The 24,574-nt window shown below is 61.7% G+C and carries 26 protein-coding genes; 15 read left to right on the plus strand and 11 right to left on the minus strand.

Annotated features, from left to right (window positions below; translation table 11 throughout):
• Positions 1 to 17: 17 nt before the first annotated feature.
• Positions 18 to 479 carry an Lrp/AsnC family transcriptional regulator gene (locus LVY75_24725; GenBank protein XAZ22005.1) on the minus strand — a complete coding sequence of 154 codons (462 nt, stop codon included), beginning with the start codon at positions 477 to 479 and terminating at the stop codon, positions 18 to 20.
• A gap of 150 nt (positions 480 to 629) precedes the next feature.
• Between LVY75_24725 and LVY75_24730 the strand changes: the two genes are divergently transcribed.
• The 4 genes from LVY75_24730 to LVY75_24745 all read left to right on the plus strand — a co-directional run bounded on the left by LVY75_24730 (position 630) and on the right by LVY75_24745 (position 4,416).
• On the plus strand, positions 630 to 1,352 hold the full coding sequence (locus LVY75_24730) for an aspartate/glutamate racemase family protein (GenBank protein XAZ22006.1): 723 nt from the start codon (positions 630 to 632) through the stop codon (positions 1,350 to 1,352).
• A 160-nt stretch (positions 1,353 to 1,512) separates the two neighbouring features.
• Positions 1,513 to 2,430 (plus strand): bifunctional helix-turn-helix transcriptional regulator/GNAT family N-acetyltransferase, encoded by a 918-nt coding sequence (locus tag LVY75_24735; protein ID XAZ22007.1) that lies wholly within the window; start codon positions 1,513 to 1,515, stop codon positions 2,428 to 2,430.
• A 60-nt stretch (positions 2,431 to 2,490) separates the two neighbouring features.
• Complete coding sequence (locus LVY75_24740) at positions 2,491 to 3,114, plus strand: TetR/AcrR family transcriptional regulator (protein XAZ22008.1); 624 nt, start codon at positions 2,491 to 2,493, stop codon at positions 3,112 to 3,114.
• 93 nt (positions 3,115 to 3,207) lie between these two features.
• Positions 3,208 to 4,416, plus strand: coding sequence for an MFS transporter (locus LVY75_24745; protein XAZ22009.1), 1,209 nt, complete (start codon positions 3,208 to 3,210; stop codon positions 4,414 to 4,416).
• A gap of 87 nt (positions 4,417 to 4,503) precedes the next feature.
• Here LVY75_24745 and LVY75_24750 read toward each other — a convergent pair whose 3' ends face one another.
• Positions 4,504 to 4,950 carry a helix-turn-helix transcriptional regulator gene (locus LVY75_24750; GenBank protein ID XAZ22010.1) on the minus strand — a complete coding sequence of 149 codons (447 nt, stop codon included), beginning with the start codon at positions 4,948 to 4,950 and terminating at the stop codon, positions 4,504 to 4,506.
• A 121-nt stretch (positions 4,951 to 5,071) separates the two neighbouring features.
• Here LVY75_24750 and LVY75_24755 point away from each other — a divergent pair, with 121 nt between their 5' ends.
• Positions 5,072 to 5,959 carry an SDR family oxidoreductase gene (locus LVY75_24755; protein XAZ22011.1) on the plus strand — a complete coding sequence of 296 codons (888 nt, stop codon included), beginning with the start codon at positions 5,072 to 5,074 and terminating at the stop codon, positions 5,957 to 5,959.
• A 124-nt stretch (positions 5,960 to 6,083) separates the two neighbouring features.
• On the opposite strand, the gene LVY75_24760 is transcribed toward LVY75_24755, so the two are convergent.
• Positions 6,084 to 6,836 carry a pyridoxine 5'-phosphate synthase gene (locus tag LVY75_24760; protein ID XAZ22012.1) on the minus strand — a complete coding sequence of 251 codons (753 nt, stop codon included), beginning with the start codon at positions 6,834 to 6,836 and terminating at the stop codon, positions 6,084 to 6,086.
• A gap of 449 nt (positions 6,837 to 7,285) precedes the next feature.
• Between LVY75_24760 and LVY75_24765 the strand changes: the two genes are divergently transcribed.
• Positions 7,286 to 7,978: a MerR family transcriptional regulator gene (locus LVY75_24765; GenBank protein ID XAZ22013.1), complete on the plus strand. Its 693-nt coding sequence runs from the start codon at positions 7,286 to 7,288 to the stop codon at positions 7,976 to 7,978.
• A 74-nt stretch (positions 7,979 to 8,052) separates the two neighbouring features.
• Here LVY75_24765 and LVY75_24770 read toward each other — a convergent pair whose 3' ends face one another.
• Both LVY75_24770 and LVY75_24775 read right to left on the minus strand, forming a co-directional pair.
• Complete coding sequence (locus LVY75_24770) at positions 8,053 to 9,180, minus strand: ATP-dependent RecD-like DNA helicase (GenBank protein ID XAZ22014.1); 1,128 nt, start codon at positions 9,178 to 9,180, stop codon at positions 8,053 to 8,055.
• Between the two features lie 59 nt (positions 9,181 to 9,239).
• Positions 9,240 to 10,547 (minus strand): bifunctional folylpolyglutamate synthase/dihydrofolate synthase, encoded by a 1,308-nt coding sequence (locus LVY75_24775; protein ID XAZ22015.1) that lies wholly within the window; start codon positions 10,545 to 10,547, stop codon positions 9,240 to 9,242.
• Between the two features lie 283 nt (positions 10,548 to 10,830).
• On the opposite strand from LVY75_24775, the gene LVY75_24780 reads away from it, so the two are divergent.
• The 4 genes from LVY75_24780 (at position 10,831) to LVY75_24795 (ending at position 13,642) form a co-directional block, all read left to right on the plus strand.
• Positions 10,831 to 11,862 carry a sensor domain-containing diguanylate cyclase gene (locus LVY75_24780; GenBank protein ID XAZ22016.1) on the plus strand — a complete coding sequence of 344 codons (1,032 nt, stop codon included), beginning with the start codon at positions 10,831 to 10,833 and terminating at the stop codon, positions 11,860 to 11,862.
• A 91-nt stretch (positions 11,863 to 11,953) separates the two neighbouring features.
• Entirely contained in the window at positions 11,954 to 12,334 is a 381-nt protein-coding gene (locus tag LVY75_24785; protein XAZ22017.1) for a hypothetical protein, read from the plus strand.
• Between the two features lie 10 nt (positions 12,335 to 12,344).
• On the plus strand, positions 12,345 to 12,860 hold the full coding sequence (locus LVY75_24790) for an RNA polymerase sigma factor (GenBank protein XAZ22018.1): 516 nt from the start codon (positions 12,345 to 12,347) through the stop codon (positions 12,858 to 12,860).
• Positions 12,857 to 13,642, plus strand: a complete 786-nt coding sequence (locus LVY75_24795) for an anti-sigma factor (protein XAZ22019.1) — start codon at positions 12,857 to 12,859, stop codon at positions 13,640 to 13,642. Before LVY75_24790 ends, LVY75_24795 begins: the two co-directional genes overlap by 4 nt.
• 21 nt (positions 13,643 to 13,663) lie before the next feature.
• On the opposite strand, the gene LVY75_24800 is transcribed toward LVY75_24795, so the two are convergent.
• Genes LVY75_24800 through nthA form a run of 3 tightly spaced genes read right to left on the minus strand, consistent with a single transcriptional unit; the run spans position 13,664 to position 15,352 of the window.
• Positions 13,664 to 14,035 carry a nitrile hydratase accessory protein gene (locus LVY75_24800; protein XAZ22020.1) on the minus strand — a complete coding sequence of 124 codons (372 nt, stop codon included), beginning with the start codon at positions 14,033 to 14,035 and terminating at the stop codon, positions 13,664 to 13,666.
• Positions 14,022 to 14,681 (minus strand): nitrile hydratase subunit beta, encoded by a 660-nt coding sequence (nthB, locus tag LVY75_24805; GenBank protein ID XAZ22021.1) that lies wholly within the window; start codon positions 14,679 to 14,681, stop codon positions 14,022 to 14,024. The genes LVY75_24800 and nthB overlap by 14 nt, the downstream gene beginning before the upstream one ends.
• Positions 14,678 to 15,352 (minus strand): nitrile hydratase subunit alpha, encoded by a 675-nt coding sequence (gene nthA / locus LVY75_24810; protein XAZ22022.1) that lies wholly within the window; start codon positions 15,350 to 15,352, stop codon positions 14,678 to 14,680. The genes nthB and nthA overlap by 4 nt, the downstream gene beginning before the upstream one ends.
• Positions 15,353 to 15,610: 258 nt before the next feature.
• Here nthA and LVY75_24815 point away from each other — a divergent pair, with 258 nt between their 5' ends.
• From LVY75_24815 to LVY75_24825, 3 genes are all read left to right on the plus strand, one after another.
• Complete coding sequence (locus LVY75_24815; GenBank protein ID XAZ22023.1) at positions 15,611 to 16,303, plus strand: hypothetical protein; 693 nt, start codon at positions 15,611 to 15,613, stop codon at positions 16,301 to 16,303.
• An 87-nt stretch (positions 16,304 to 16,390) separates the two neighbouring features.
• Positions 16,391 to 17,674: an SDR family oxidoreductase gene (locus LVY75_24820; GenBank protein XAZ22024.1), complete on the plus strand. Its 1,284-nt coding sequence runs from the start codon at positions 16,391 to 16,393 to the stop codon at positions 17,672 to 17,674.
• Entirely contained in the window at positions 17,674 to 18,144 is a 471-nt protein-coding gene (locus LVY75_24825) for a DUF2269 domain-containing protein (protein XAZ22025.1), read from the plus strand. The genes LVY75_24820 and LVY75_24825 overlap by 1 nt, the downstream gene beginning before the upstream one ends.
• On the opposite strand, the gene LVY75_24830 is transcribed toward LVY75_24825, so the two are convergent.
• Positions 18,136 to 18,729, minus strand: coding sequence for a LysE family translocator (locus LVY75_24830; GenBank protein ID XAZ22026.1), 594 nt, complete (start codon positions 18,727 to 18,729; stop codon positions 18,136 to 18,138). The genes LVY75_24825 and LVY75_24830 overlap by 9 nt on opposite strands.
• Positions 18,730 to 18,880: 151 nt before the next feature.
• Between LVY75_24830 and LVY75_24835 the strand changes: the two genes are divergently transcribed.
• Positions 18,881 to 19,726: an aldo/keto reductase gene (locus LVY75_24835; GenBank protein XAZ22027.1), complete on the plus strand. Its 846-nt coding sequence runs from the start codon at positions 18,881 to 18,883 to the stop codon at positions 19,724 to 19,726.
• A gap of 83 nt (positions 19,727 to 19,809) precedes the next feature.
• Here LVY75_24835 and ilvN read toward each other — a convergent pair whose 3' ends face one another.
• Both ilvN and LVY75_24845 read right to left on the minus strand, forming a co-directional pair.
• A complete protein-coding gene (gene ilvN / locus LVY75_24840; GenBank protein ID XAZ22028.1) occupies positions 19,810 to 20,382 on the minus strand; it encodes an acetolactate synthase small subunit in 573 nt (190 codons plus the stop codon).
• A gap of 27 nt (positions 20,383 to 20,409) precedes the next feature.
• Entirely contained in the window at positions 20,410 to 22,203 is a 1,794-nt protein-coding gene (locus LVY75_24845) for an acetolactate synthase 3 large subunit (GenBank protein XAZ22029.1), read from the minus strand.
• A 340-nt stretch (positions 22,204 to 22,543) separates the two neighbouring features.
• Here LVY75_24845 and LVY75_24850 point away from each other — a divergent pair, with 340 nt between their 5' ends.
• Positions 22,544 to 24,574, plus strand: coding sequence for a DUF87 domain-containing protein (locus LVY75_24850; GenBank protein ID XAZ22030.1), 2,031 nt, complete (start codon positions 22,544 to 22,546; stop codon positions 24,572 to 24,574).

A 24,574-nucleotide genomic window follows, 5' to 3' on the forward strand; every position in this document is an offset into this window, starting at 1 on the left:
CATGCCTGCCCACGACTTCAGGCATAGGAGACAGGTATGGAGTTGCCGCTCTTCATCAGTTCCATGGAGATCGAGGCAGAGACATCGAAAAGCTCGATGCGGCGTACGATGCGCTTGTAGATGACGTCGTAGTGCTCGACGCGAGGCAGCACGATCTTGAGGATGTAATCGTAGTTGCCGGTCAGCCGGTGCGCCTCGACGATCTCGGGGATATCGCTGATCGCCCGCCGAAAACTCTCGGTCCACTCGTCGGAATGATGTGCGGTCTTCACAAGCGCGAAGACGGTCGTCGGCACGCCCATCTTCTCCCGATCGAGCACGACGATGCGCCGCGCGATATGGCCGGTCTCTTCCAGCCGCTGGATGCGCCGCGAACAGGCGGAAACCGAAAGCGCCACCTGTTCGGCAAGCTCGGTCACGGAGATGCCTGCATTCTCTTGCAGGATATCGAGAATCCGCCTGTCGCGATCGTCGATCATGAAAAGTCCACGCTGAAATTTTGCAGAGAAATCGAAAATGGTGCAAAAGTATAGCACAGAACGATGCAAAAGAACAAACAACGCAAACACATCGCGCCCGATCTGCAGCATCATCAGGACATCAGAAAACACTCCAGGGAGCGAGCATCCATGAAAACAATCGGCCTCATCGGCGGCATGAGCTTCGAAAGTTCGGCAGTTTACTATCGTCTCATCAACGAAATGGTGCGTGAGCGCCTGGGCGGCCTAGCCTCTGCCGAACTGACCATGCATTCGGTGAATTTCGAAGAGATCGTTGCCCTGCAGAAGGCCGGCGCCTGGGACAAGGCTGCCTCGCGCCTCGGCGATGTTGCGTTGCGTCTGCAGATTGCCGGTGCCGATTGCGTGCTGATCTGCACCAACACCATGCATCTGATCGCGCCCGAGGTTGCGACACATATCTCCGTGCCGCTGATCCACATCATCGACGAGACCGCCAAGACGATTCACGCAGCAGGCTGCAAGCGCCCGCTGCTACTCGCCACGCGATACACGATGGAGCACGGCTTCTATACCGAGCGCATGAAGAGCCTCGGCCTCGACATCGTCGTGCCTGATGCCGCCGACCGCACCACCGTCCATGACATCATCTTCAACGAGCTCTGCGCCGGCAAGGTGCTCGACAGCTCGCGGGAAAAACTGATGGCCGTGATCGAACGCGCCCACGCCAAGGGCGCCGATGGCATCATCCTCGGCTGCACCGAGATCTGCCTGATCCTCGATCCCGATCATCTGCCCCTGCCCGGCTTCGACACGACGACAATCCACGCCCGCGCCGCTGTCGATTTCGCGTTCGAGGGAGAGCTCCCAAACGAAGAAGAAGACGCGGCCTGAGCCATCAATTTAGTTGACTCAGTCAAATAAAAGCAGCAGGGTTTCGATAGAACGCCGTGCGTCCATTCTGACGCACGGTGTTCTATCTCTTTGAATCTGCGCATCAGGCTTACCGAAAATCGAAACGGATTTTCGGGCCGGTGCTGTAGGAGACCCTGCCATGACCGATATTGCCCTCATCGAGTCCGCCCGCGAATTCAATCGCTTCTACACGAACTTCCTCGGCCTTCTGAACAAGGCCTATCTCGATACCCCCTTCACGCTGACCGATGCGCGTGTGCTCTTCGAGATCGGCGCCCATGATGGCGTCAATGCCGGCGCCCTCGCCCGCGACCTGCAGCTCGATCCCGCCTATCTCAGCCGCATCCTCAAGCGCTTTCGCGAAGAACACTTCATTGAGGCAACGCCCGATCCGGCCGATCAGCGCAGCCAGATTCTGACTGTCACCGCCAGGGGTCGCGCCCAGTTCGAAGAGCTCGGCAGCCGCTCCAACGCCCAGATCGCCGCCCGCTTCAATACGCTCGCCGATGGCGAGCCGCAGGCCGCCATTGCCGCCATGCGAACGATCCGCGCGATCCTCGATCCTCAGGCAAAACCGGCAGCCCCCGTCATCCGCCCGCATCGCGCCGGCGATATCGGCTGGATCGTCCAGAGCCAGGGACGTTTCTATGCCGAGGAATATGGCTGGGACCTGCGCTTCGAGGGGCTGGTCGCCGACGTCGCCGGCAAGTTCCTCGCCAGTTTCGATCCCGAGATGGAATATTGCTGGATCGCCGAGCGCGGCGGCATCAATCTCGGCTCGGTGCTGATCACCAATGGTGGCGATGGCATTGCCAAGCTCCGCCTGCTCTATGTCGACAGGGCCGCCCGCGGTCTCGGCCTTGGCAGGCAACTCGTCGACGAGTGCATCGCCTTCTCCCGCCGGAAGGGGTACCGGCAGATTTCGCTCTGGACCAACGACTTCCTCCACACCGCCCGTGCCATCTATCAGAAGGCCGGCTTCCGGCTTGTCTCCGAAGAGAGACATCGCATGTTCGGCCCGGAAGCGAACGGCCAGACCTGGGTGCTCGACCTCTGATTTTGCTGCCTGGCAGAAAATTTACTTGATTTGGAAACGGTCATTCCCTAATTAGGCGCCATGACCGTTGACACCCTCACACCTGACCCGAAAACCCGCAGCCGCGGCCGCCCGCGCGAGTTCGACATGGACTCGGCACTCGATGCGGCTTTGCGCGTCTTCTCCGAGCGCGGCTACCATGCCGCCTCCATCAGCGAATTGACCGAGGCCATGGGCCTTGCCTCCGGCAGCGTCTACAAGGCTTTCAAGGATAAGCGCGGCATCTTTCTTGCCGCCTTCAGGCGCTATCGCCAGCTCGGCCGCGGCCGGCTGGAGGCGAAGATCGCATCCGTAAAGACGGGCCGCGAAAAGGTCTTCCAGATGGTCCTGTATTACGCCGAGCTTTCCCACGGCGAAGCGGGCCTCAAGGGCTGCCTCGTCGTCGGTGGCGCAAACGACATTTCGCTGCTCGACGAGGAGACTGCGGAACATGTGGCCGCCGCCTTTTCCGCTGATGAAAAGCTGATGGCCGATCTCATCCGCATCGGCCAGGCCGATGGCACGATCCCGTCAACTGTGGATGCCGATACGACCGCCCTCACATTTCTCTGCCTGACGAAGGGCTTTCGCGTCATCGGGAGGACGGGACGCGGCGAGAAAGAGATGATGGCTGCGGCCGAGGCCGCAATGCGTCTCGTAACTTGATGACAGAAATACCGTCATCCGGTCAGGGATCGGGTGGCGGCAAACGATAAAATTGCATTCAATCCTCCCAATCATTGCCTATTGGAGTTTCTGATGAGCGTTTCAGCCACCACTCAGGATGCGGCCTTGCCTCGCGCCCTATCCCCTTGGCTAACCTTCCTTTTTGCAGCCTCCTGCGGCTTCGTCGCCGCCAACCTCTATTACGGCCAGCCACTGGCAGGCCTGATCAGCGCCGATCTCGGTTTCTCGCCTGCCGCAACTGGCCTCATCGTCACGCTCACGCAGATAGGCTACGGTCTCGGCCTTCTGCTCCTGGTGCCGCTTGCCGACCTCTTCGAAAATCGCCGTCTCATCCTGACACTGACGGTCGGCTCCGCCCTTGCCCTCGTCGGCGCGGCCTTCTCCTCCACGCCCGGCATGTTCCTGACGGCTTCGCTCTGTATCGGTCTCGCCTCGGTCGCAGCGCAGGTCCTCGTCCCCTTCGCCGCCAGCATGGCGCCGGACGCGACGCGCGGCCAGGTCGTCGGCAATGTCATGAGCGGCCTGCTCTGCGGCATCATGCTCGCCCGCCCCTTCGCGAGCCTCGTTGCCCAAGCCTCGTCCTGGCATATGGTCTACTATGTCACTGCAGCGGTCATGATCGCCCTCGGCATCGTGCTGCGCGCCAACCTGCCGGTCCGCGTCCCCCACACCAAGCTGCGGTACGGTGAACTGCTGGCCTCCATGGGCCATCTTGCGGTGAACTCGCGCGTGCTGCAGCGCCGCGCCCTCTATCAGGCCGGCATGTTCGGCGCCTTCAGCCTGTTCTGGACGACTGCGCCGCTGCTGCTCGCCAGCCCCGCCTTCGGCATCTCGCAGAGCGGCATCGCTCTCTTTGCGCTTGCCGGTGCCGCCGGCGCCATTGCCTCGCCGATTGCCGGCCGTCTGGCCGATCGCGGCATGACGAAGGTCGCATCCACGCTCGCCATGCTGCTCGGCATGGGCTCCTTCCTCATCAGCCACTTCGCCACCGATGGCTCGCTGATGGCGCTCATCCTGCTGACGGCTGCTGCGATCCTCCTGGATTTCGGCGTGACCACCAATCTCGTCTGCGGCCAGCGCGCCATCTACGGGCTGAGCCCGGAACATCGTGGCCGCTTGAACGGCCTCTTCATGGCGACCTTCTTCACCGGCGGCGCCATTGGTTCGGCGCTCGGCGGCTGGGCCTATGCAACGGGTGGCTGGACGATGGCGGCCTGGATCGGCTTCTGCTTCCCGGCAGTCGCCTTCCTGTTCTTCCTGACGGAAGGCCGCGAGAAGTAATCATTCAGGATCAGGCGGCTTGTCCGCCTGATCCTCTACAGCAATTCCAGCAAAAGTGTGCAGCGGTTTTGCGTCCGGAATTGCGCTCTACACAGCATCGGCGTCGAAGCGAAGCCGGGCGGCCCGAACTCCGTCATGGTTCGCTTCGGCCCAGTTCAGAAGCTGCGACAGCGCCGTATAGAGCGAGCGGCCGAAATCGGTCATACGATATTCCACGCTCGGCGGCTTCGTCGGAAAAACCTCCCGCTCGATATAGCCGTCGCGCTGCAGGTCGCGCAGCGACTGGGTGAGCATGCGCTGGGAAATATCCGGGATCATCCGGCGCAACTCGCCGAAGCGATAGGGCTGCTTGGCGAGCGCCTCCAGAAGCAGGGTCGACCATTTGCCGCCGATCTGCTGCAACACGTCCCGCACCGGACAATTGGTAAAATCCAGACTGGCTAGGTCGATCTCGCGCCGCGCGCCGCCCTGCCCATCGGCGGGCACTGCCGACTGGCGCGTTCTTTCCTTCAGGCTAACGATGGTTCCGGCCATGAGCTGGTTCCCTTTTGGTAACGAACTCCCGAAAAACTGCCTTCTTTACAGCATCGGGTCAATTCCTATTCTAGTGTTACTCTCTTTTTGAGACCACCTGTCAACCACTATAGAGGATATCATGAGCGAAACCATTCTCGTCACCGGCGCAGCAGGCCAGCTCGGCCAGCGTGTCGTCCATCACCTGATCGAAAGCTACGAGGTCGCTCCGGCAAACATCATCGCCGCGACCCGCAGCCCGGAAAAGCTCGCCGGTCTCGCTGCCAAGGGTGTCGTCACCCGCAAGGCGGATTTCGATGATGCCGCCGGCCTCGAAGCCGCCTTTGCCGGCGTCGACCGCCTGCTGATCATCAGCACTGACGCGCTCGACACACCCGGCAAGCGCCTGATCCAGCATAAGGCCGCCGTCGCCGCCGCCGTCAAGGCCAAGGTGAAACACATTACCTACACCTCGATGCCGGCCCCCGATAATTCGCTCATCACCTTCGCGCCCGACCACCTCGGCACCGAAAATGCCATCAAGGAAAGCGGCATCCCCTACACGATCGTGCGCGACGCCTGGTATCACGACAACTACATGCACAGCATGCCGCACAATCTGCAGGCCGGAAAATGGTTCACCTCGGCGGGTGACGGCAAGATCTCGACCATCTCGCGTGACGACTGCGCGCTCGCCATTGCCTCGGCTCTTGCAGCCGGCATCTCGGCAAGCGCCATCTACACGCTGACCGGCAAACAGTCGCTGACATCAAAGGAGATCGCCGCCATCGCCACCGAGGCCACCGGCAAGCCGCTGGACGTCGTCACCGTGACCGACGAGCAGCTCGGCCAGGGCCTCCGCGGCGCCGGCCTGCCGGGCTTCGTTGCCGACATGCTCGTCTCTGCCGACGCCAATATCCGCGCTGGCAAGTTCGACATCGTCACCGATGACTTCACCAAGCTGACGGGCAAAGAACCGCAGTCGCTGAAGGATTACTTCATCGCCAACAAGGCCGCTCTCATCGCCTGAGCCGGCCCGCAGCATCGGCCCGAAGATCGGAATCGATTTTCGTAAGAGCGGCCTTTGTGCGTCCGAATGGACGCGCGCCGCTCGAATGCCCGCCCTTTCATCCACAGAGGGCGGGCCTTTCTTGTCAGATTTTCTGGCCGCATGCCCGGCAGAAGCGGCGCACCGTTTCCGCCATGCCATATTCCAGCGCATCGGCCGTCAGCCCGTGGCCGATCGAAACCTCGGCGAGATCGGGAATGCGCTTCACCAGCGCTGGCAGGTTGTCCACCGTCAGGTCATGGCCGCCATTGACAGCAAGGCCGAGGGCAAGCGCCGCATCCGCCGTCTTGCCGAGCCCTTCGAGGATCGGCCCCGCCCTTTCAGGCGCATCGTAGCAGCCGCCATAGGGGCCGGTATAAAGTTCGATCCGGTCAGCACCCGTCGCTTTCGCGGCTTTCACAGCCTCCGCGTCGCCATCGCCATCGGCAAAAAGCGAAACGCGGAATCCCATCTTCTTCAGCCGTCCCACGACATCGGTCAGGAATGCCTGATGCTTGCGGAAATCCCAGCCGTGATCGGAGGTCGCCTGCGAGGGATCGTCAGGCACGAGCGTCACCTGCTCGGGCTGGGCCTTGGCGCAAAGCTCCAGGAATTCCTCCGTCGGATAGCCCTCTATATTGAATTCGGCCTCTGGAAATTCGTCGTCGATCAGGTTGCGAATGACGGGAAGGTCGGAAAAGCGGATATGCCGCTGGTCCGGCCGCGGATGCACGGTCAGGCCCGAAGCGCCGGCCTGCAACGCGATGCGCCCGAGCCCTTCCACGCTTGGCCAGGGCAGGTCGCGCCGGTTGCGCAGCATGGCGATTGCATTGAGGTTCACGGAGAGTTTGGCGGGCATGGCGATATCCGTCTGGGGTGGGGACTGGCCCTGCTTTTAAGCCAAGGCGGCAGCGAAGGCCAATCAGATTCGCGTATGCATTCATGCCTGGCCTTGATGGCCACGCCTCCCATGACGACCGGCATCATCAGCGTACCGGAAACAGTAATTTCCGTTCCCTTCGAAGATCATTCGTGAATGGCGGAAAACACTGTGGTTCCTCTATACCACACACCCGAGCAAGAGGTGGACCGGGATGCCCTGACATTGCTATCCCATTTAAAAACGGTTATTTTTAGCACTTACAAAAGAAACCGTCCGCGCATAAAGTGAGCGCTGCGTAAACGAGTCAAGTACGCCGAGTACTGCTTCTTCCAACGATAAGAACGCTAGAGGAAACCCCACTCGCCGCGCTCCGGAAGCAACTGGCAAAGCCGCATCAGGTGCAACTACCTGCCCCAGGAGGGTTCATGCCAGACGGTTCCAAACGTTTGTTTGCTGCCGCCGGTATTGCTTCGGAGGCCCGGTCGAAATACCGGTTCCTGCCTTCGGCTGCTTTGCCGCCGGATATTCCACAAGGTCCCGTTGCCATCGCCGACATGGCGAACGCTTTCGGCGTCACGCACAGGACATTGCATTTCTACGAAGAGAAGGGCCTGATTTCCGCAAACCGCATCGGCCTGATGCGCGTTTACGATCAGGATGACGTCATGCGTATGGCGGTCATCACCGTTTGCCGCGAAACCGGCATGCCGATCGCGGTCATACAGGAGCTGATGGAGGTCCTGCGCAGCGCAGTCTCACAGGAAGAGGCCGAGTCGATCTTCCGCGAGGCCCTTTCCCAGCGCAAGCGCGAGCTGACGGCCGAGATGTCGACCTTGCACCGGCAGTTGCAGCAGGTGAGCGATCTTCTCGAATATGACAGCAGTCTCGACTTGCCACCGATCAACGACAACAGGGATCCGGCAAGCCTGACCGATCAGGAGCGCCAATGCCTGGAGCTGATGTCAGAGGGCTATTCGACGCAGCGCATTGCCCGCGCCCTCGACCTCAAGCATGAGGAAGCGCGCGGACTGGAAGCCAACATCATTCTGAAATTCCATGCCAACAACCGCTTCCAGGCAATCGCCAAGGCGGTTCTCCTCGGCATCGTTCAGGCTTGATTCTCCCCACGCCGGCTGCGGCCGCCACCGCATCCCGCACGACCGTGATCGCCAAACTTTAGGGAACGCCAAGTTTAGCGGACAATCGTCAGCGTTTCTGCTGCACGTGTAATCGCGGTGTAAAGCCAGCGCTCGCGCGTATCGCGGAAAGCCCAGCTTTCGTCGAACAGCACGACATTGTTCCACTGCGAACCCTGTGCCTTGTGAACCGTCAGCGCATAGCCGTAATCGAACTCGTCATAGCGCTTGCGTGTGTTCCAGGGGATCTCGCCTTCCACATTCTCGAAAGCCTGTTTCAGGAGCTTGATCTTGGCAGCCCCCCGATCCATGTCGTCATCTTCGGGGCGCACCAGCAGATTGATGCCCGGCTTGGTCGTTTCCTTGGATGAGGTCATGACCTGCCAGAGCGAGCCGTTGAGCAGGCCCTTTGCCGGGTCGTTGCGCAGGCAGACCAGCTTGTCGCCGGTTTGTGGATGTTCGGTCGTAAAACCCTTGAGTTCCCGCAGGCGCTGGTTATAGCGCCGCCGCGTCTTGTTTGTGCCGACAAGCACCTGATCGGCATCCATCACCAGCGGCTGCGTCACCTCGTTCTTCGAGATCACCTGCGCCTTGCCGTAGTCGCCATACATGATCTCGTTGCCCTCACGCACCTGCATGGCGAGCTTGATGATCGGATTGTCGCGCGCCTGCCGGTGGATGTCCGTCAACAGATAATCCGGTTCCTGGTTTGTGAAGAAACCGCCGCCCGTGACCGGCGGCAGCTGGCCGGGATCACCGAGCACCAGGATCGGCGTGCCGAAGCTCATCAGGTCCTTGCCGAGCGCCTCGTCCACCATCGAGCATTCGTCGACAATGATCAGCGCAGCCTTGGCGACCGGACTCTGGCGGTTGATGGAAAACATCGGTGCGATCGAAGTCTTGCCGGTTTCCTCGTCCTCCACCTCTTCCTCGCCGCGCGGCCGATAGATCAGCGAGTGGATGGTCTTGGCGTTCGACGCCCCGCGCGAGCGCAGTACCTGTGCAGCCTTGCCGGTGAATGCGGCAAACAGCACATCGCCATCCACATGCTCGGCAAAATGCTTGGCAAGCGTCGTCTTGCCCGTTCCGGCATAGCCGAACAGACGGAAGAGCGGCGACCTGCCCTCCTTCAGCCAGTTCGAAACGGCCTTCAGGGCTTCATCCTGTTGCGGGGCGAATTGCATGGAAGCGACTTGGCAGGATTCGCCTCGCATAGGCAAGGCGGAATTTTCCTTGAGGCGAGCTAGCTCTTCACCGCCTCGTTGATGACCCGTTCACGCAGCAGGCCGACGAGATAGAGCGATCCCGTCAGGATCACCCAGGCGCCGGAGCGGGCTGCCCGTTCGAGCGCCTTTTCATAGGCAGTCTGCGGATCCTCGATCACGTCGCTCGCGAGACCGATCTGACCGGCAAGCCTCTGCAATTCGGCAGGAGAACGGAAACGATCGGAGACCGAGGTGAAGATCGGCGAGACGCCATGGCGGCCCATCACCTCGAGAAGCCCCGCTGCATCCTTGTCGGCCGCGATCGCCACGACAGCAATGCCCGATCCGGCAAATCCTTCCATGCCGGAGAGATCGTCGAGCACCGCTTCGAGATTGAACGGCACATGCGCGCCGTCGAGCGCAACGGCAACATTGCTGGCCGCGGCACGGCCCGGGACAGGCACGGTAAATCGCTCCAGCCGCCCCGGCAGCTGCGATTCCCGCTCGGCCTCGGCATCAACAAGCCATCCGCCGACCGCCTTGCCCTCGCGCGCCCTGACGCCGAGTTCACCGAGCACATCGAGCGCGGCACCCGCGACTGCGGCATTGCGCCCGGCTATCGTCGACGCTTGCGAAAGATCCGGCCGGATCAGACGCGCATCGATCTCGGCTGCCCGCCTGGCTATCACCGCCCCCGCCTCGTCATCCGCTTCAAGCGGTGTCACGACAGTCGTATGCGGCTTGATGATGCCGGCCTTTTCGAAGGCGATCGCCGCCCGCGTCTTGCCCAAAATCTCCGTATGTTCGAGGCCGATATTGGTGACGATCGAAACATCGCTGTCGACGATATTGGTCGAATCCAGCCGGCCGCCGAGCCCTGTCTCGACAACGGCCCATTGAACGCCCGCATCGCGAAAAATCAGGAAACCCGCCGCTGTCAGTATGTCGAACCATGTTGCAGCCTCGGCTGCCGTCCCTTCCGTCCTTGCTTGCCTGAGCGCATCAAGGCCCAGGAACAGCGCCTCGGCGAGCACGGCCTCTTCGACCGGCTGGCCGTTGACGCTGACGCGCTCGGAAATATGCTCCACATGCGGCGAGGCATAGCGCCCGACGGAAATGCCGGCATGGCGCAATCCGGCTTCAAGCAGTGCGCAGGTCGAGCTCTTGCCCTTGGTGCCTGCCACATGGATCGAGCGGAAGGCGCGGTGCGGATTGCCGAGACGCGCCGAGAGATCGAGGATCGGTTCAAGCCCGACACGCATTTCGCCGCGCGGGCGTTGTTCCCAATTGGTGAGCTGATCAAGTTGCGAAAGGGCTTCGATAAGGCGGGGATTCTGGTTCTGCATGGGGCATGGCACAGGTTACAGGAGTTACTATCTTGGTGCCCAGGCGAGCGGCAGCGGCAGCCTGCGCTTCCCGATGGTTCTCCATCTGTCTCGCCAGTCACGCAGGCGAACCGACACTAGAACCTTTCCATCGCCCTGCCTAGCCTCGCTAGCGTCATCGGCAGCGCCCGGCCGCGACACCGCCCACGGCAACTGCCAGTTAACGCTGGCGAATTTTAGCCCTTGCCGAGATTTTCAATAGGGCCATTTCTATCCCCTGTCTTTGACAGAGACGGAGATCCGAGTGGGGCAGACTATCCGAATTCCAGTCAACGAACCGCAGCGACTGCTTGCCGTGCGCTCGCTGAGCGCCATCAGCAGCAGCCCGACGCCCGAGCTTGCAGCGCTTGCCGAGCTCGCCAAGAATGCATTCGCAATGCCCTATGCCGCCGTCAACATCGTCGATGAGGACTGGCTGCGCATTGCCGGCGAAGCGGGCATGCAGCTTTCCGAATGCCCGCGCGACCTCTCCTTCTGCACCCGCGTCGTCTTCGCCAACGACATGGTCGTCGTTCCCGATTTGGAACAGGATGCGGAACTGAGCACCGCACCTTATGTGACAGGCCCGCCGCATTTCCGTTTCTATGCCGGTGCACCTCTGGAACTTGAAAGCGACCTGGCAATCGGCGCGTTCTGCATCCTTGATCAGAAGCCGCGGCTGTTCACCGAACAGGAGGCCACCAATCTTCGCCGTTTCGCCCGTGTGGCCAGCGCGCTTCTGCGGCTGCAGAAGGCGAATTTCGTCATGGGCCTTGCCGAAAACAGCCTGCGCACCGCCGCCATGACCGATCCGCTGACGGGCTTCCTCAACCGATCAGCGCTCGATGCCATCGTCGACCGCGCGCTGGAAGCAGCCCTTGCCTCCGGCCAGACCTTCGGCGCCCTCTATCTCGACATGGACGGCTTCAAGTCGATCAACGATACGCTCGGCCATCATATCGGCGATGAAGTGCTGCGCGAAGCGGCAAGCCGTATTCGCTCGGTCATCCGCTCCGGCGATATCGTCATCCGCATGGGCGGCGACGAATTCGCGATCTTCGTTCCGAACCCGCCGAACACCGAAGCGCTTGTCGCCGTCTCCGAACGTCTTCTCGCGACCTTCCGCAGCCCCTTTACCATCGAAGGAAACATCATCCGCGCCCGCCTGAGCATCGGTGCGGCACTTGCTCCGCTGGGCGGCCGCCGCCGCGCCGAATTGCTGCGTAACGTCGATAACGCCCTCTATCGCGCCAAGGCGGCCGGACGGGACTGCCATGTTGTTTTCAATCCGAACTGACGTTTGAAAAACAGACGGGAATAAAACCAAGCCCTGACGTGTCTCATGTCAGGTATCGCAAAAATGCGTGCCTAACCCGAGGAGAGAGACCATGAAGTCCGTGAAATTCCTGTCCGTGCTTGCAGTCGTCGCTGCCACCGCCACTGCAGCCTTCGCCGCCCCCGCCATCACCGAGGTCGAAACGGCCAAGGGCAAGGTCCTCGCCGGCGAAAAGGGCATGACGCTCTACACCTACAAGAAGGACGAAAAAGGCGTCACGAACTGCTACGACAAGTGCGCCACCAACTGGCCGCCCTTCCTCGCTGCTAGCGACGCCAAAGCCGATGGTGCATACTCGCTCGTCGAACGCAAGGATGGAAAGAAGCAGTGGGCCAAGGACGGCATGCCGCTCTATTACTGGGTGAAGGACACGAAGTCCGGCGATATCACCGGCGATGGCGTCGGCGGTTCCTGGGATGTCGCAAAGCCCTGATGAGGCCAGCGTGAAGACGCCCCCACCCGATACGTTCGAGGGCCAGATCCTGGCCCTCCTCCCCTCGCTTCGCCGCTATTCCCGCAGCCTCACCCGCTCGGATGCCGAAGGCGAGGATCTGCTTCAGGATTGCGTGGAAAAGGTCCTGGCCCGGCGCGGCCAGTGGCGCGGCATCAACCTGCGCGGCTGGGTCCTGACGACGATGACCAATCTTTACCGCAACGCCCGCCGCGCAAGCCCCCGCGACCGGCTGGTCGAACTCGATGCCGCCGAGGATATCGCCAATTCCGATACTCAGGCCGATCCGCTGGAGCGCCTGCGGCTGGAACAGGCTCTCAACAGCCTGTCCGAGGACTACCGCTCCGTACTGATGCTCGTGGTCATCGAAGGCTACAGCTACAGCGAAGTCGCCGCCATGCTGGAGATCCCGATCGGCACAGTCATGTCGCGCCTGTCGCGCGCACGCCAGCGCATGAGCGAACATATGAAAGCCGACAACGTGATTACGCTTCGGAGACCGAAATGAACGAAACCAATCGAGCCGTGACCGAAGCGGACCTGCACGCCTACGCCGACGGGCAATTGCCGGAAGCTGCCCGCGCCCGCGTCGAAGCCTACCTCGCGGAAAACCCGGAGGAGGCCGCCATGGTCGCCGCTTGGCAGACGCAGAATGCCGGCATCAAGTCGCTTTTTGCAGGTTATGAGAAGAGCCGCGATGCCGATCTCCGGATGGTGACATCAGTAGTTCAGCCAACCTCCCCCTGGAAGATACGCTCGGCATTCGCCGCAGCCGCCGTGATCCTCTTTGCGCTTGGCGCCGTCAGCGACCGCTTCATCCCGCCGCTCTTTGAGCGCCCACCGCTGCAGCTTGCCGAATCCGAGACCCTGCCGAAGCAGGCCGAAACCGCCTTCCTTGTCTATGCGAGCGAAGTGCGCCACCCGGTCGAAGTCTTCGCCAATGAGGAAGCCCATCTGGCGACCTGGCTCGGCAAGCGTCTGGCGATCCCCGATCTCAAGGTTCCGGACCTGAAATCCCTCGGCTTCCACCTTGTCGGTGGTCGCCTGCTACCCGTCGATGACAGGCCGGGCGCCATGTTCATGTACGAGGATCAGGGCCGCGAGCGCCTGACGGTCATCGTCGGCCGCAACAAGGAAAACAGGACGACGAGCTTCCGCTTCGCCTCGGCCAAGGATGTGGAAACCTTCTACTGGATCGACGGCGAACTCGGCTATGCGGTGACGGGCGAAATCTCCCGCGACATGCTGCGCAAGGTGGCAGAGGAATGTTATAGGCAGTTCCCATCCTGAGACGGGAACTGCATCTGAAACTCAGCGCAGCGGATCGTTCGCAAGCTCGATCGGCTTGCCGTGCGGCGTTGCTTCCGCCGCCCTTTGCCAGCTCTTCTGCAGGTCGAGGATCACGGCGGCATCCGCAACGCCGCGGCTGACGAGCAGTTCGGAAAGAGCAGCCACCCAGCAGTCGAAATAGTCGCTGCCGTCGTCGGCGCGGCCGGGTTTGTGCAACTCCTTCGACAGGGCCTCAGCCCATTCGTTCCAGGCAAACAGCCCCTTCTCATGCAGATGCACGGTCATGGCGAAGGCCTCCGCAGCCCAGGGCTCCGGGAAAACCGGATCACCTTCCGGTGACTTCGGCAGGCTGGGCGATTGGGCCAGTTGAGAGGGCACCTCACACACGCTCAAGATAGCTCTCCCACGCATCGATCGAGACCGTCAGCGATGGGTCTGCCCCCTCGCCCCAGATCTCACCACCATCGAAGACCACGGTATAGAGCCATTGCGGGTTCTCGCCCTTGCCATGCGCATTGTCATCAGGGAAGACGAATGAGCCCTGCACCGCCTCGATGGTGCCGGTCTTGGCGCGGGCATAACGCGGCAGCCGGGTATGGGTGGCCGGATTGAAATTCTTGGTCTTTACAGTTTCGCCGACGACGAAGAGCGGCGCCGCCTCGACAGGCCGGTCGCAAGGCCCACCCTTGGCGAGCACGCCGGCGACCATGTCGGCCTTCAGCACTCGCTTCGGCACCGAGCCATCCTGCAGCTTCGAGCCGGACAGCAATTCCTCGCGGTTCGCAAAGCCATGGCGCTCCAGAAGCATGTCAATGCCGCGGATCCAGATCTCGTAATAGCTTGCCGCAAGATAATCGGCCGGCGGAATGCTTTCGCGCGCATGCCGGCTCTCGTCAATAGTCCAGGCACCAAAAGCGCCACAGGAGAGCGTGATGCCGAGCGCCCGCTTCTCCCATTCGGCATGGAAATAGGGTTCGTTGACTTCCGGCGCGACGGGGCCGAAGCCCATCTGGCCCCCGAGATCGTGTGGGCCGTTCATCGGGCCACCTCCGGGTTGCCGGCGCCCGAAATTTTCGCGCTTCCCGCAATTGCAGTGCCGATCATCGCATCGCGGCTGACGAGATCGGCAAGCGCCTCCTCATCCATGCCCTCCGTTCCCTCGGGTCGCTCGGGGATGACGAGATAACGCAGCTCCGCCGTCGAATCCCAGACGCGAACCTTCTTGCTCTCAGGCAGCGTCACCCCGAATTCAGCCAGCACGCCGCGTGGATCGATGACGGCACGCGAGCGATAGGCGGGAGCCTTGTACCAAACCGGCGGCAGGCCGAGAACCGACCACGGATAGCAGGAGCAAAGCGTGCAGACGACGAGGTTATGCGTGTCAGCCGTGTTGAAGACGGCGCGCATGTGCTCGCCCTGCCGACCAGTATAACCGAGGCTCGCAATCGCTGCCGTCGCGTCCCGCTTCAGCCATTCGGCAAAGTCGGCATTGCTCCAGGCTTTCGCAACGACACGCGCACCATTGCGCGGCCCGACCTTTGTCTCATAGGTTTCGACAATCGCATCGATCGCCGCCGGATCGATCAGCCCCTTCTCCGTCAGCAGCGATTCCAGCGCTTTCACACGCGCCTGCATGTCCGAATAATGGTTGTCGTGGTGATGATCATGGTGATCGTGGTCATGATCTGCGTGGTCGTCTCTGTGCCGCATGGCGCGCTCTCCAGGCTAGAGCGCTCGATCTTATGCGGCGATCGGAGGAGCGCCAAGCGCATTTCTCGTCAAGAAGTGTCCCAAATGAATGCCGTCGGGGATGACTGAAGATGGAGCTAATTAAGCAACTCCTTATTTTTCGCCGTGATCCTAACCAAACGTTAACGGCTTCATCTCAACATCGCACACATGAAACTTCCGACATTCGGCCGCAGCACCAGATCACCCGCGCCTCCGTCCGCGCCTCCGCGAGACGAGATGGAGAGCCTTGCCGATAGCTCGGCCTCTGTCGATCCGCGCCGGCAGGAGACCGAAGATACTGTCGAGAGCCCAGGGCTGGTTGCACGCGCCCTGCTGGATCATGTGATTCAGGAAATGGCGACGGACGGCCATGTTCAGCCGATCGATCTGTTTGGAGCCCTGGGATCGGTTGGCGGTTTTTCGTGCGTCCTCACCGCCTTTGATATTGCTTCCGCAGGAGATCTCAGCGACGACGCTGATCTCATCGCCATGGAAGCCGAAGACGGCTCCCGCTATTATACCGGCAACCTGCCCAATGCCTTCCTTCTGGAAAGCCACGATTCCCTGCTCAACCTGACATACGGCGCCGCGAGAAGGTCCGGTGCTCTGATCTCGCAAGAGATGGCGATGGAAACGCTTCGTTACGTGGTCTCAACAATCGGACATCCGCAATTCGGAATACCGCGATTGACGGATGAGAACCGTCCAGCCGAGACGCCCGTTGCCTACGTTCGCCGCCTGTGGCCGAAGTTGGCCGATGCTCTCGATCGAAATCGCGTACCCCTCAGCAGGCGACCTTTCGCGATCGGCCTGGCGCTGGAACTTGCCTTCTTCCACGTCAGGCCGCCGCTTGACCCGTCTCTGGCGGCCCGGATCGTCACCGAATGCGCTATTCCCATGGCGAGACTCGATCCCCGCCTGATCGCTTGAGCTATCCGGCATGAAAGGCAGACAATTTCTTGCAGGCGTTATACCGCCCGCCCTGCCCGACATGCCGTTTTTGGGTAGTCTCCCATCATGAACATCCTGATTCTCGGTGCCACAGGCTTCATCGGCTCGGCGATCGCAGCACGGCTGCTTGCGGACGGCTGCACAGTGACCGGGCTTGCCCGCAATCCCGACCGGGCGCGGGTTCGCCAGCCCGCTATCCGCTGGATCAGGGCCGACCTGGAGAGGATGACCAATGTGGCCGACTGGGCCTCCGTGCTGGAGGGCCAGGACGTGGTCGTCAACAGTGCCGGCGCCCTCCAGGACGGTCTTTCTGACAATCTCGCGGCCACCCAGCAACGCGCAATGATCGCGCTCCAGCAAGCGGCGCGACCGGCCGGCGTGACGCTCATCGTCCAGATATCCGCCCGAACGGATGGCGCCGGCAGCGACCTGCCCTTCCTCGCCACCAAGCGCGCTGCCGATATCGCGCTTGCGGCATCCGGCCTGCCTTATGTCATCCTTCGCCCGTCCCTCGTGCTCGGCCGCAATGCCCATGGCGGCACCGCACTTCTGCGCGCACTCGCATCCTTCCCGTTTGCCCTGCCGCTCATCCATGCCGACAGCCCGGTTGAAACGGTCGCCGCCGAAGATGTCGCCTCTGCAGTCTCGGCTGCGATTTCAGGCACGCTTCCCTCCGGCAGCGACATCGAACTGGCTGCCACCGAACGGCACACGCTGACAAGCCTCGTCAAACTGCATCGTGCCTGGCTTGGCCTGCCGGATGCGCCTGTTATCTCGATCCCGCCGGCACTCGCACGGCCCGCCTCATGGCTTGCCGATCTCGTCGGCCATCTCGGCTGGCGCTCACCGCTGCGCTCCACCGCCATGACCGTCATGTCCGAGGGCGTCAGGATGGACCGCCCCACCCGGCAGCGTCTGCCGACGCTTTCGGCCGCAGAGACGCTTGCCGCCAACCCCTCCGGCGTTCAGGATCTGTGGTTTGCCCGCCTCTATCTCCTGAAGGCGCCCATCATTGCCGGCCTGTCGCTCTTCTGGCTGCTATCGGGCCTCATCCCGCTTCTGGCACCTGAACAGGCAAGCGCCCATTTCCTGCGCGTCATGCCAGCCGATGCGGCCATGGCGATGACAATCATCACCTGCCTGATCGATATCGCGCTCGGCGCCGCAGTCCTCGTGCGCCCCTTCGCCCGTCGCGCCCTTGGCGGCATGCTCATCGTCTCGCTTGCCTATCTCGCCGGCGGCACCATTCTGGAACCGGCGCTCTGGCTCGATCCGCTCGGGCCGCTGGTCAAGGTGCTGCCATCGCTGCTGCTGACGCTTGCGGCACTCGCCATCCTGGATGAACGCTGATGCTCGCCGAATTGCTGCTTCTTGCCCATGTGGTGGGTGCCGCCGTGCTCTTCGGCACCGGCGCCGGCATCGCCTTCTTCATGGTGATGGCCCATCGCACCCGTGATCCCGGGCTTATCGCACACGTCGCCGGCACCGTCGTCATCGCCGACACGATCTTTACCGCCACCGCCGCCATTCTGCAGCCCGTGACAGGCTATCTTCTCGCCCGCATCATCGGCTGGGACCTGACGGAAAGCTGGATTGCGCTCTCGCTGTTGCTTTACGTCGTGACCGGCATCTTCTGGCTGCCGGTCGTCTGGATCCAGATCCGGCTGCGCAATCTGGCGCGGGCCGCAGCGGCTTCGGGCGCCGCCCTGCCATCGGCCTATTTCAGCCTTTACCGCGTCTGGTTCGCTTTCGGCTTCCCGGCTTTCTTCGCGGTAACAGGCATTCTCTGGCTGATGCTCACGAAGCCGACGCTATTTTAGCATCGGCCAGAGGCTGAGAACGAGCAGCAATGCCATGGTGATATTGAACCATTTCAGCCGCACCGGATCGGACAACCACTCCCGAAGCGCCGAGCCGAAGCCAGCCCAGGTGGACACAGAAGGCACGTTGACCGCCGCAAAAGCAAGACCGACGAGCAGCACGCTGGCCAGATAAAGCTCAGGATTGGTATAGGTCGCCATGGCCGTCACCGCCATCACCCAGGCCTTCGGATTGACCCACTGAAAGGCCGCAGCACCAAGGAACGACATCGGCTTCACGCCGCTCGTGCCCTCGCCCAGCGAGCGCGACGTTCCGATCTTCCAGGCGATCCAGACGAGATAGGCGCCGCCTGCGAACTTCAGCGCGGTATAGACCGCCGGCACCATATGCAGCAGCGCACCGAGCCCAAGCCCGACGCCAAGAAGCAGCGACAGGAAACCTGCCCCGATGCCGAACATGTGCGGGATGGTGCGACGGAAACCGAAATTCACGCCCGAGGCAAACAGCATCATGTTGTTCGGCCCCGGCGTGATTGACGTCGTGAAGGCAAAGAGCAGCAGAGCCAGAAACGTATCCAGCGGCATGAAACCTCCCGGAAAGCATGTGTCGATGATGTGGCCGACTTATTGGATTTAGGTCAGCATAACTGTCCTAAACCCTTGTCACCATAACATGATTGTCACGGTGACAGGATTACCTGATAGTCTGCCGGAGACGCAAAGGACCAGAACCGCCATGGATGACCCGATCCCCACCATCAGTTTCCCCGATGGCACCGAAGTCCCCGCTCTCGGCCAGGGAACTTGGGGCATGGGCGAGGATGCCGGCCACGCGAGGCAAGAAATCGCAAGCCTCAAGGCCGGCCTCGATCTCGGCATGACGATGATCGATACCGCCGAAATGTATGGTGACGGCGGCGCCGAAGAAATCGTCGGACAGGCAATCAAGGGCCGCCGTGAGGAGACCTTCATCGTCAGCAAGGTCTATCCCTGGAATGCCAGCCGCACCGGCACGATTACCGCCTGCGAAAATAGCCTCGACCGCCTCGGCACTGACCGCATCGACCTTTACCTGCTGCACTGGCGCGGCAACTATCCGCTCGCCGAGACCGTCGAGGCCTTCGAAACGCTGAAGGCTTCGGGCAAGATCCGCGCCTGGGGCGTCTCCAATTTCGATACCGACGACATGCAGGAGCTGCTGTCTGTTCCCGGAGGAAAGAACGTCGCCGCCAATCAGGTCCTCTACAATATCGCCCGTCGCGGTATCGAATACGATCTCCTGCCCTGGTGCCAGAGCCGCAACATCCCCATCATGGCCTATTCACCGATCGAACAGGGCCGCATCCTGCACCATCCGGACCTGATCCATATCGCCAAGGCCTATCAGGCCACCCCGGCGCAGCTGGCGCTCGCCTTCGTGCTCGAACGCGACGGCGTCTTCGTCATACCCAAGACCTCCAACATCGAGCGCGCCCGCGAAAACCGCGACTGCGTCTCCCTCGACATCACCGACGAGGACTGGGAGGCGCTCGATGCCGCCTTCCCGCCACCGGCAAGGAAAACGCCGCTGGAAATGCTCTGATCTCCAACGGCGCAATCGTTTTGCTATTGTGTTGCAGTTTCTACATGCCCCGGCTGTAGTTTCTACATGCCCGGGCTGTAGTCCTACATGCCCTGCGCGCCGCGGTTCATCGCGGCAATGCCGGTGCGGCAGACTTCGATGAGGCCGAGCGGCTTCATGATCGCGATGAACTGGTCGATCTTCGAAGACTTGCCGGTGATCTCCAGGATGAAATGATCGATCGTTGCATCCACCACCTTGGCGTGGAACGCATCGGCAAGCCGTAGCGTCTCGGCGCGGGTCTCACCGCTGCCAATCAACTTCAGAAGCGCCACTTCCCGTTCGATCGGCCGGTCCTGGCCGAGTTCACGGGCACGCACCGTGAGGTCCACCACACGATGAACAGGCACGATACGCTCCAGCTGCGCCTTGATCTGCTCCAGGACCTGCGGCGTGCCGCGCGTCACGACGGTGATGCGCGACAGATGCGCTGCATGCTCCGTCTCGGAAACCGTGAGGCTTTCGATATTGTAGCCGCGGCCGGAAAACAGGCCGATCACGCGGGCGAGAACGCCCGGTTCGTTATCGACGAGCACCGAGAGCGTATGGTTCTCGACGGCCGCCGTTTCCGGAGAGATGAAATAGGCAGAGCCGGTGGGTTGAAGGTGTGCGTTCATAATCCTGGGGTTCCTACCTATCTGTTCTTATACGAGCTGACGGCCCTTGGCGTCGATCGCGTTGGCGACCGCCTCGTCCGTGGCTTCGTCTGGCAGCAGCATTTCATTATGCGCCTTGCCCGAGGGGATCATCGGGAAGCAGTTGGCGAGATTGGCAACGCGGCAATCGACGATGACCGGCTTCTTGACATCGATCATCTCCTGGATCGTCGCATCGAGATCGTCAGGCTTTTCGCAGCGCAGGCCGACCGCGCCATAGGCTTCGGCGAGCTTCACGAAGTCGGGCATCGCTTCCGTATAGGAGTTGGACAGGCGGTTGCCATGCAAGAGCTGCTGCCACTGGCGCACCATGCCCATGTACTGGTTGTTCATGATGAAGATCTTGATCGGCGCATTGTGCTGGATCGCCGCCGACATTTCCTGGATGCACATCTGGATCGAGGCATCGCCGGCAATGTCGATGACGAGGCTCTCCGGATGGGCGATCTGGACGCCGAGGGCTGCCGGCAGGCCGTAACCCATCGTGCCGAGGCCACCCGAAGTCATCCAGCGGTTCGGATGCTCGAATCCGTAGAACTGGGCTGCCCACATCTGGTGCTGGCCGACTTCGGTCGTGATGTAGGTGTCGCGATCCTTGGTCAGTTCATAGAGACGTTCCAGCGCATATTGCGGCATGATCACGTCGTTGCTCTTGGTATAGGCGAAGGAATTGCGCGCGCGCCAGCGGGCGATATCGGCCCACCACGCGTCCAGGCGTCCCTTCTCCGGCTTCTTCGGCAGCGCCCGCCACAGGCGGATCATGTCTTCCAGGACATTGCCGACATCGCCGCGGATGCCGAGATCGACGCGAACGTTCTTGTTGATCGAAGACGGATCGATGTCGATATGGATCTTCTTGGAATTCGGCGAGAAGGCATTCAGGCGGCCGGTGATGCGGTCGTCGAAGCGTGCGCCGATGCAGACCATGACGTCGCAATCATGCATCGCCATGTTGGCTTCGTAGGAGCCGTGCATGCCGAGCATCTTCAGCCAGTTCTTGCCTGAGGCCGGATAGGCGCCGAGGCCCATCAGAGTCGAGGTGATCGGGAAATCCGTCAGCTCGACGAGTTCGCGCAGCATGCGGGAAGCTTCCGGGCCGGAATTGACGACGCCGCCGCCCGTATAGAGGATCGGCCTGCGGGCATTCGCCATCAGCTCGATTGCTGCGTGAATCTGGTTAATGTCGCCCTGAACTTTCGGCTGGTAGCTCTTCTGGATCGCGTGATCGGCCGGCGGCGTGTAGGTACCGGTGGCGAACTGAACATCCTTCGGAATATCGACGACGACGGGACCGGGGCGGCCGGACTGCGCAATGCGGAAGGCTTCATGGATGACGGCGGCGAGCTCGTTGACATCCTTGACCAGCCAGTTGTGCTTGGTGCAGGGGCGCGTGATGCCGACGGTGTCGCATTCCTGGAAGGCGTCCGAACCGATGAGCGAGGTGGGAACCTGGCCGGAGAGGCAGACGAGCGGAACCGAATCCATCAAGGCGTCCTGCAGCGGTGTCACGGCATTTGTGGCACCCGGACCTGACGTGACCAGCATGACGCCGACCTTGCCGGTGGAGCGGGCATAACCTTCGGCCGCATGGCCGGCACCCTGCTCATGGCGCACGAGGATATGCTTGATCTCTTCCTGCTGGAAGATCTCGTCATAGATCGGAAGAACCGCGCCGCCGGGATAGCCGAAGATGTGCTCGACACCATTATCCTTCAGCGCGCGGAGAACGATTTCCGCTCCCGTCATTCGATTGCTGTCCGCTTGATTGTCCGTGCTCGCCATGTATCTGTTCCGTTTGATGCTGAGGAGTTGAGGTTCGTGCCGGAAGCCCTGATTTCGGGCATAAAAAAAGGCCCCTGAGGAGCCTTCGTCTTGCGCATGGGTGGCTACCGCCGGATGGTTACACCATCCTGCCCATGCGCTTTCCCACCACGATAAGAACGTTCGAAATTGTCATGGGCGGAATTGATAGACAGAAAATTTCGCAGCGTCAACGCATTCCGCAATAAAAAATCCGCGGCCGGTCAGCCGATCACTTCTCCCATAGCCCGTCCAATTCTGGGGCTGAAGGATTTATTAAAGGATCGGTCATATCCTGTCCTTTACTGCGGGGAGTAACCCTTTGCTGAACAACGACATGATGACGACAGGCAAGGCAGGCGAACAGGATCGCCGCGATAGCCTTACGCCGGGGAACCGTTTCCTCGGGCGTGTCGTTGCGTGCAGCGGTTCGCGCGCCACCATCGCCGCCGTGGCGGAAGCCGGTGGCACCGATCTCACCGAACTATGGTCCGTCGGTCGGCTGATTTCGATCAGCGTCGGCAGGAATCGTGTCGTCGCCCTCGTCTTCTCCATGAATACCGGCAACCAGGGCTGGGGCGAAGGCCAGGACAATGTCTTCCGCATCGAGACGGAACTGCTCGGCGAAGTCCGCGTCGACGAAGACGGCCGCGAGGAATTCTCGACCGGCATTTCGTGTTATCCCCATCTCGGCGCCATCGCCCATCGTATCCGCGCCGCGGACCTGATGCGCATCTATGATGCCGGCAAGGGCGCCACCGCAGTCATCGGCAACCTGACACAGGATGAAAGCATCGAAGCGGCGATCCATGTGCCCTCGATGCTGTCGAAGCACTTCGCCGTGGTCGGCTCGACCGGTGTCGGCAAATCGACTGCCGTCTCGCTGCTCCTGCACAAGGCGATTGAGGCCGATCCGAAGCTGCGCGTGCTGATCCTCGATCCGCACAACGAATTTGCCGCCGCCTTCCCGAAACACGCCGTTACCATCGATACCGATACACTCGACCTGCCCTTCTGGCTGATGCGGCTCGAGGAATTCGCCGAAGTGGTCTTCCGCGGCCGCCCGCCGGTACCGGAAGAGCTCGACATGCTGCGCGATATCCTGCCGGAGGCCAAGCGCGCCTTCCGCGGCAGCGACAGTTCGCTTGTGCGCCGACAGACGGAAAAGAGCTCGATCACTGCCGATACGCCGGTGCCGTACCGCATCGCCGACCTGCTTGCTCTCATCGACGAGCGCATCGGCCGGCTGGAAGGCCGCACCGAAAAACCGTTCCTGCGCTCGCTGAAAATGCGCATCATCGCCGCGATCAACGATCCGCGCTACCACTTCATGTTCTCCAATAACACGATCAGCGACACGATCACGGAGACCATCGCGCAGATCTTCCGCATCCCCGGCGACAACAGGCCGATCTGCACCTTCCAGCTCGCCGGCATCCCCTCCGAAGTCGTCAATTCGGTCGCGTCCGTGCTCTGCCGCATGGCCTTCGAAATCGCGCTCTGGAGCGAAGGCGCCATTCACATGCTGGTCGTCTGCGAAGAGGCGCACCGCTATATACCCTCGGATCCGAACCTCGGCTTCGTTCCGACCCGCCAGGCGATTGCCCGCATTGCCAAGGAAGGCCGCAAATACGGCGTCTCGCTCGGCATCATCACCCAGCGCCCGGGAGAGCTCGACCAGACGATCCTGTCGCAGTGCTCGACACTCTTTGCCATGCGCCTCGCCAACGACCGCGACCAGGAAATCATCCGCTCGGCCATCCCCAATTCCTCGATCTCGACGACGAGCTTCATCTCCTCGATCGGAAATGGCGAGGCGATCGCCTTCGGTGAGGCGATCCGCGTGCCGATGCGCATGCGCTTCCTGCGCGTCGATGACAGCCTGCTGCCAAAGGCTCACAGTGCCACCAGCAAACATGCCGAGGAAGACCCGGACACCGTCGACCTGCGCCGCATCGTCACCCGCATGCGGGCGATCACATCAGGCCCCGATATTTCGACCTTCCAGCAGAGCTACAGCTCCGCGATGACGGATTACGAGCCGGACGAGGATTTCGAGGACGAGGACGCCGCCCAGCCCTACGCCGCTCCGTCGGCAACCGAGGCGCCGCTCGAGCCCTATCGGCCAGCACTCCTGCCACAGACCCGGGCCCCACTGCCCGAGCCTCCGCCGCTCTCGCCGCAAACCTCCATCGACGCGCGCCTGGAAGCGCTGCGCCGGGAAATGCGCCGCGACGAGCAGCCGAAGCCGGCCTTCGGCGAACAGACGTCACAGCCACGCCGCGAGGGTGGCATGTCACTGCGCGAAAGCATCCTGAAGAAGCCGCTGAGCAGCCTCTACAATAAGGATTGA

This window comes from Sinorhizobium sp. B11 (assembly GCA_039725955.1).
In the GTDB taxonomy this organism is placed as follows: Bacteria; Pseudomonadota; Alphaproteobacteria; order Rhizobiales; family Rhizobiaceae; genus Rhizobium.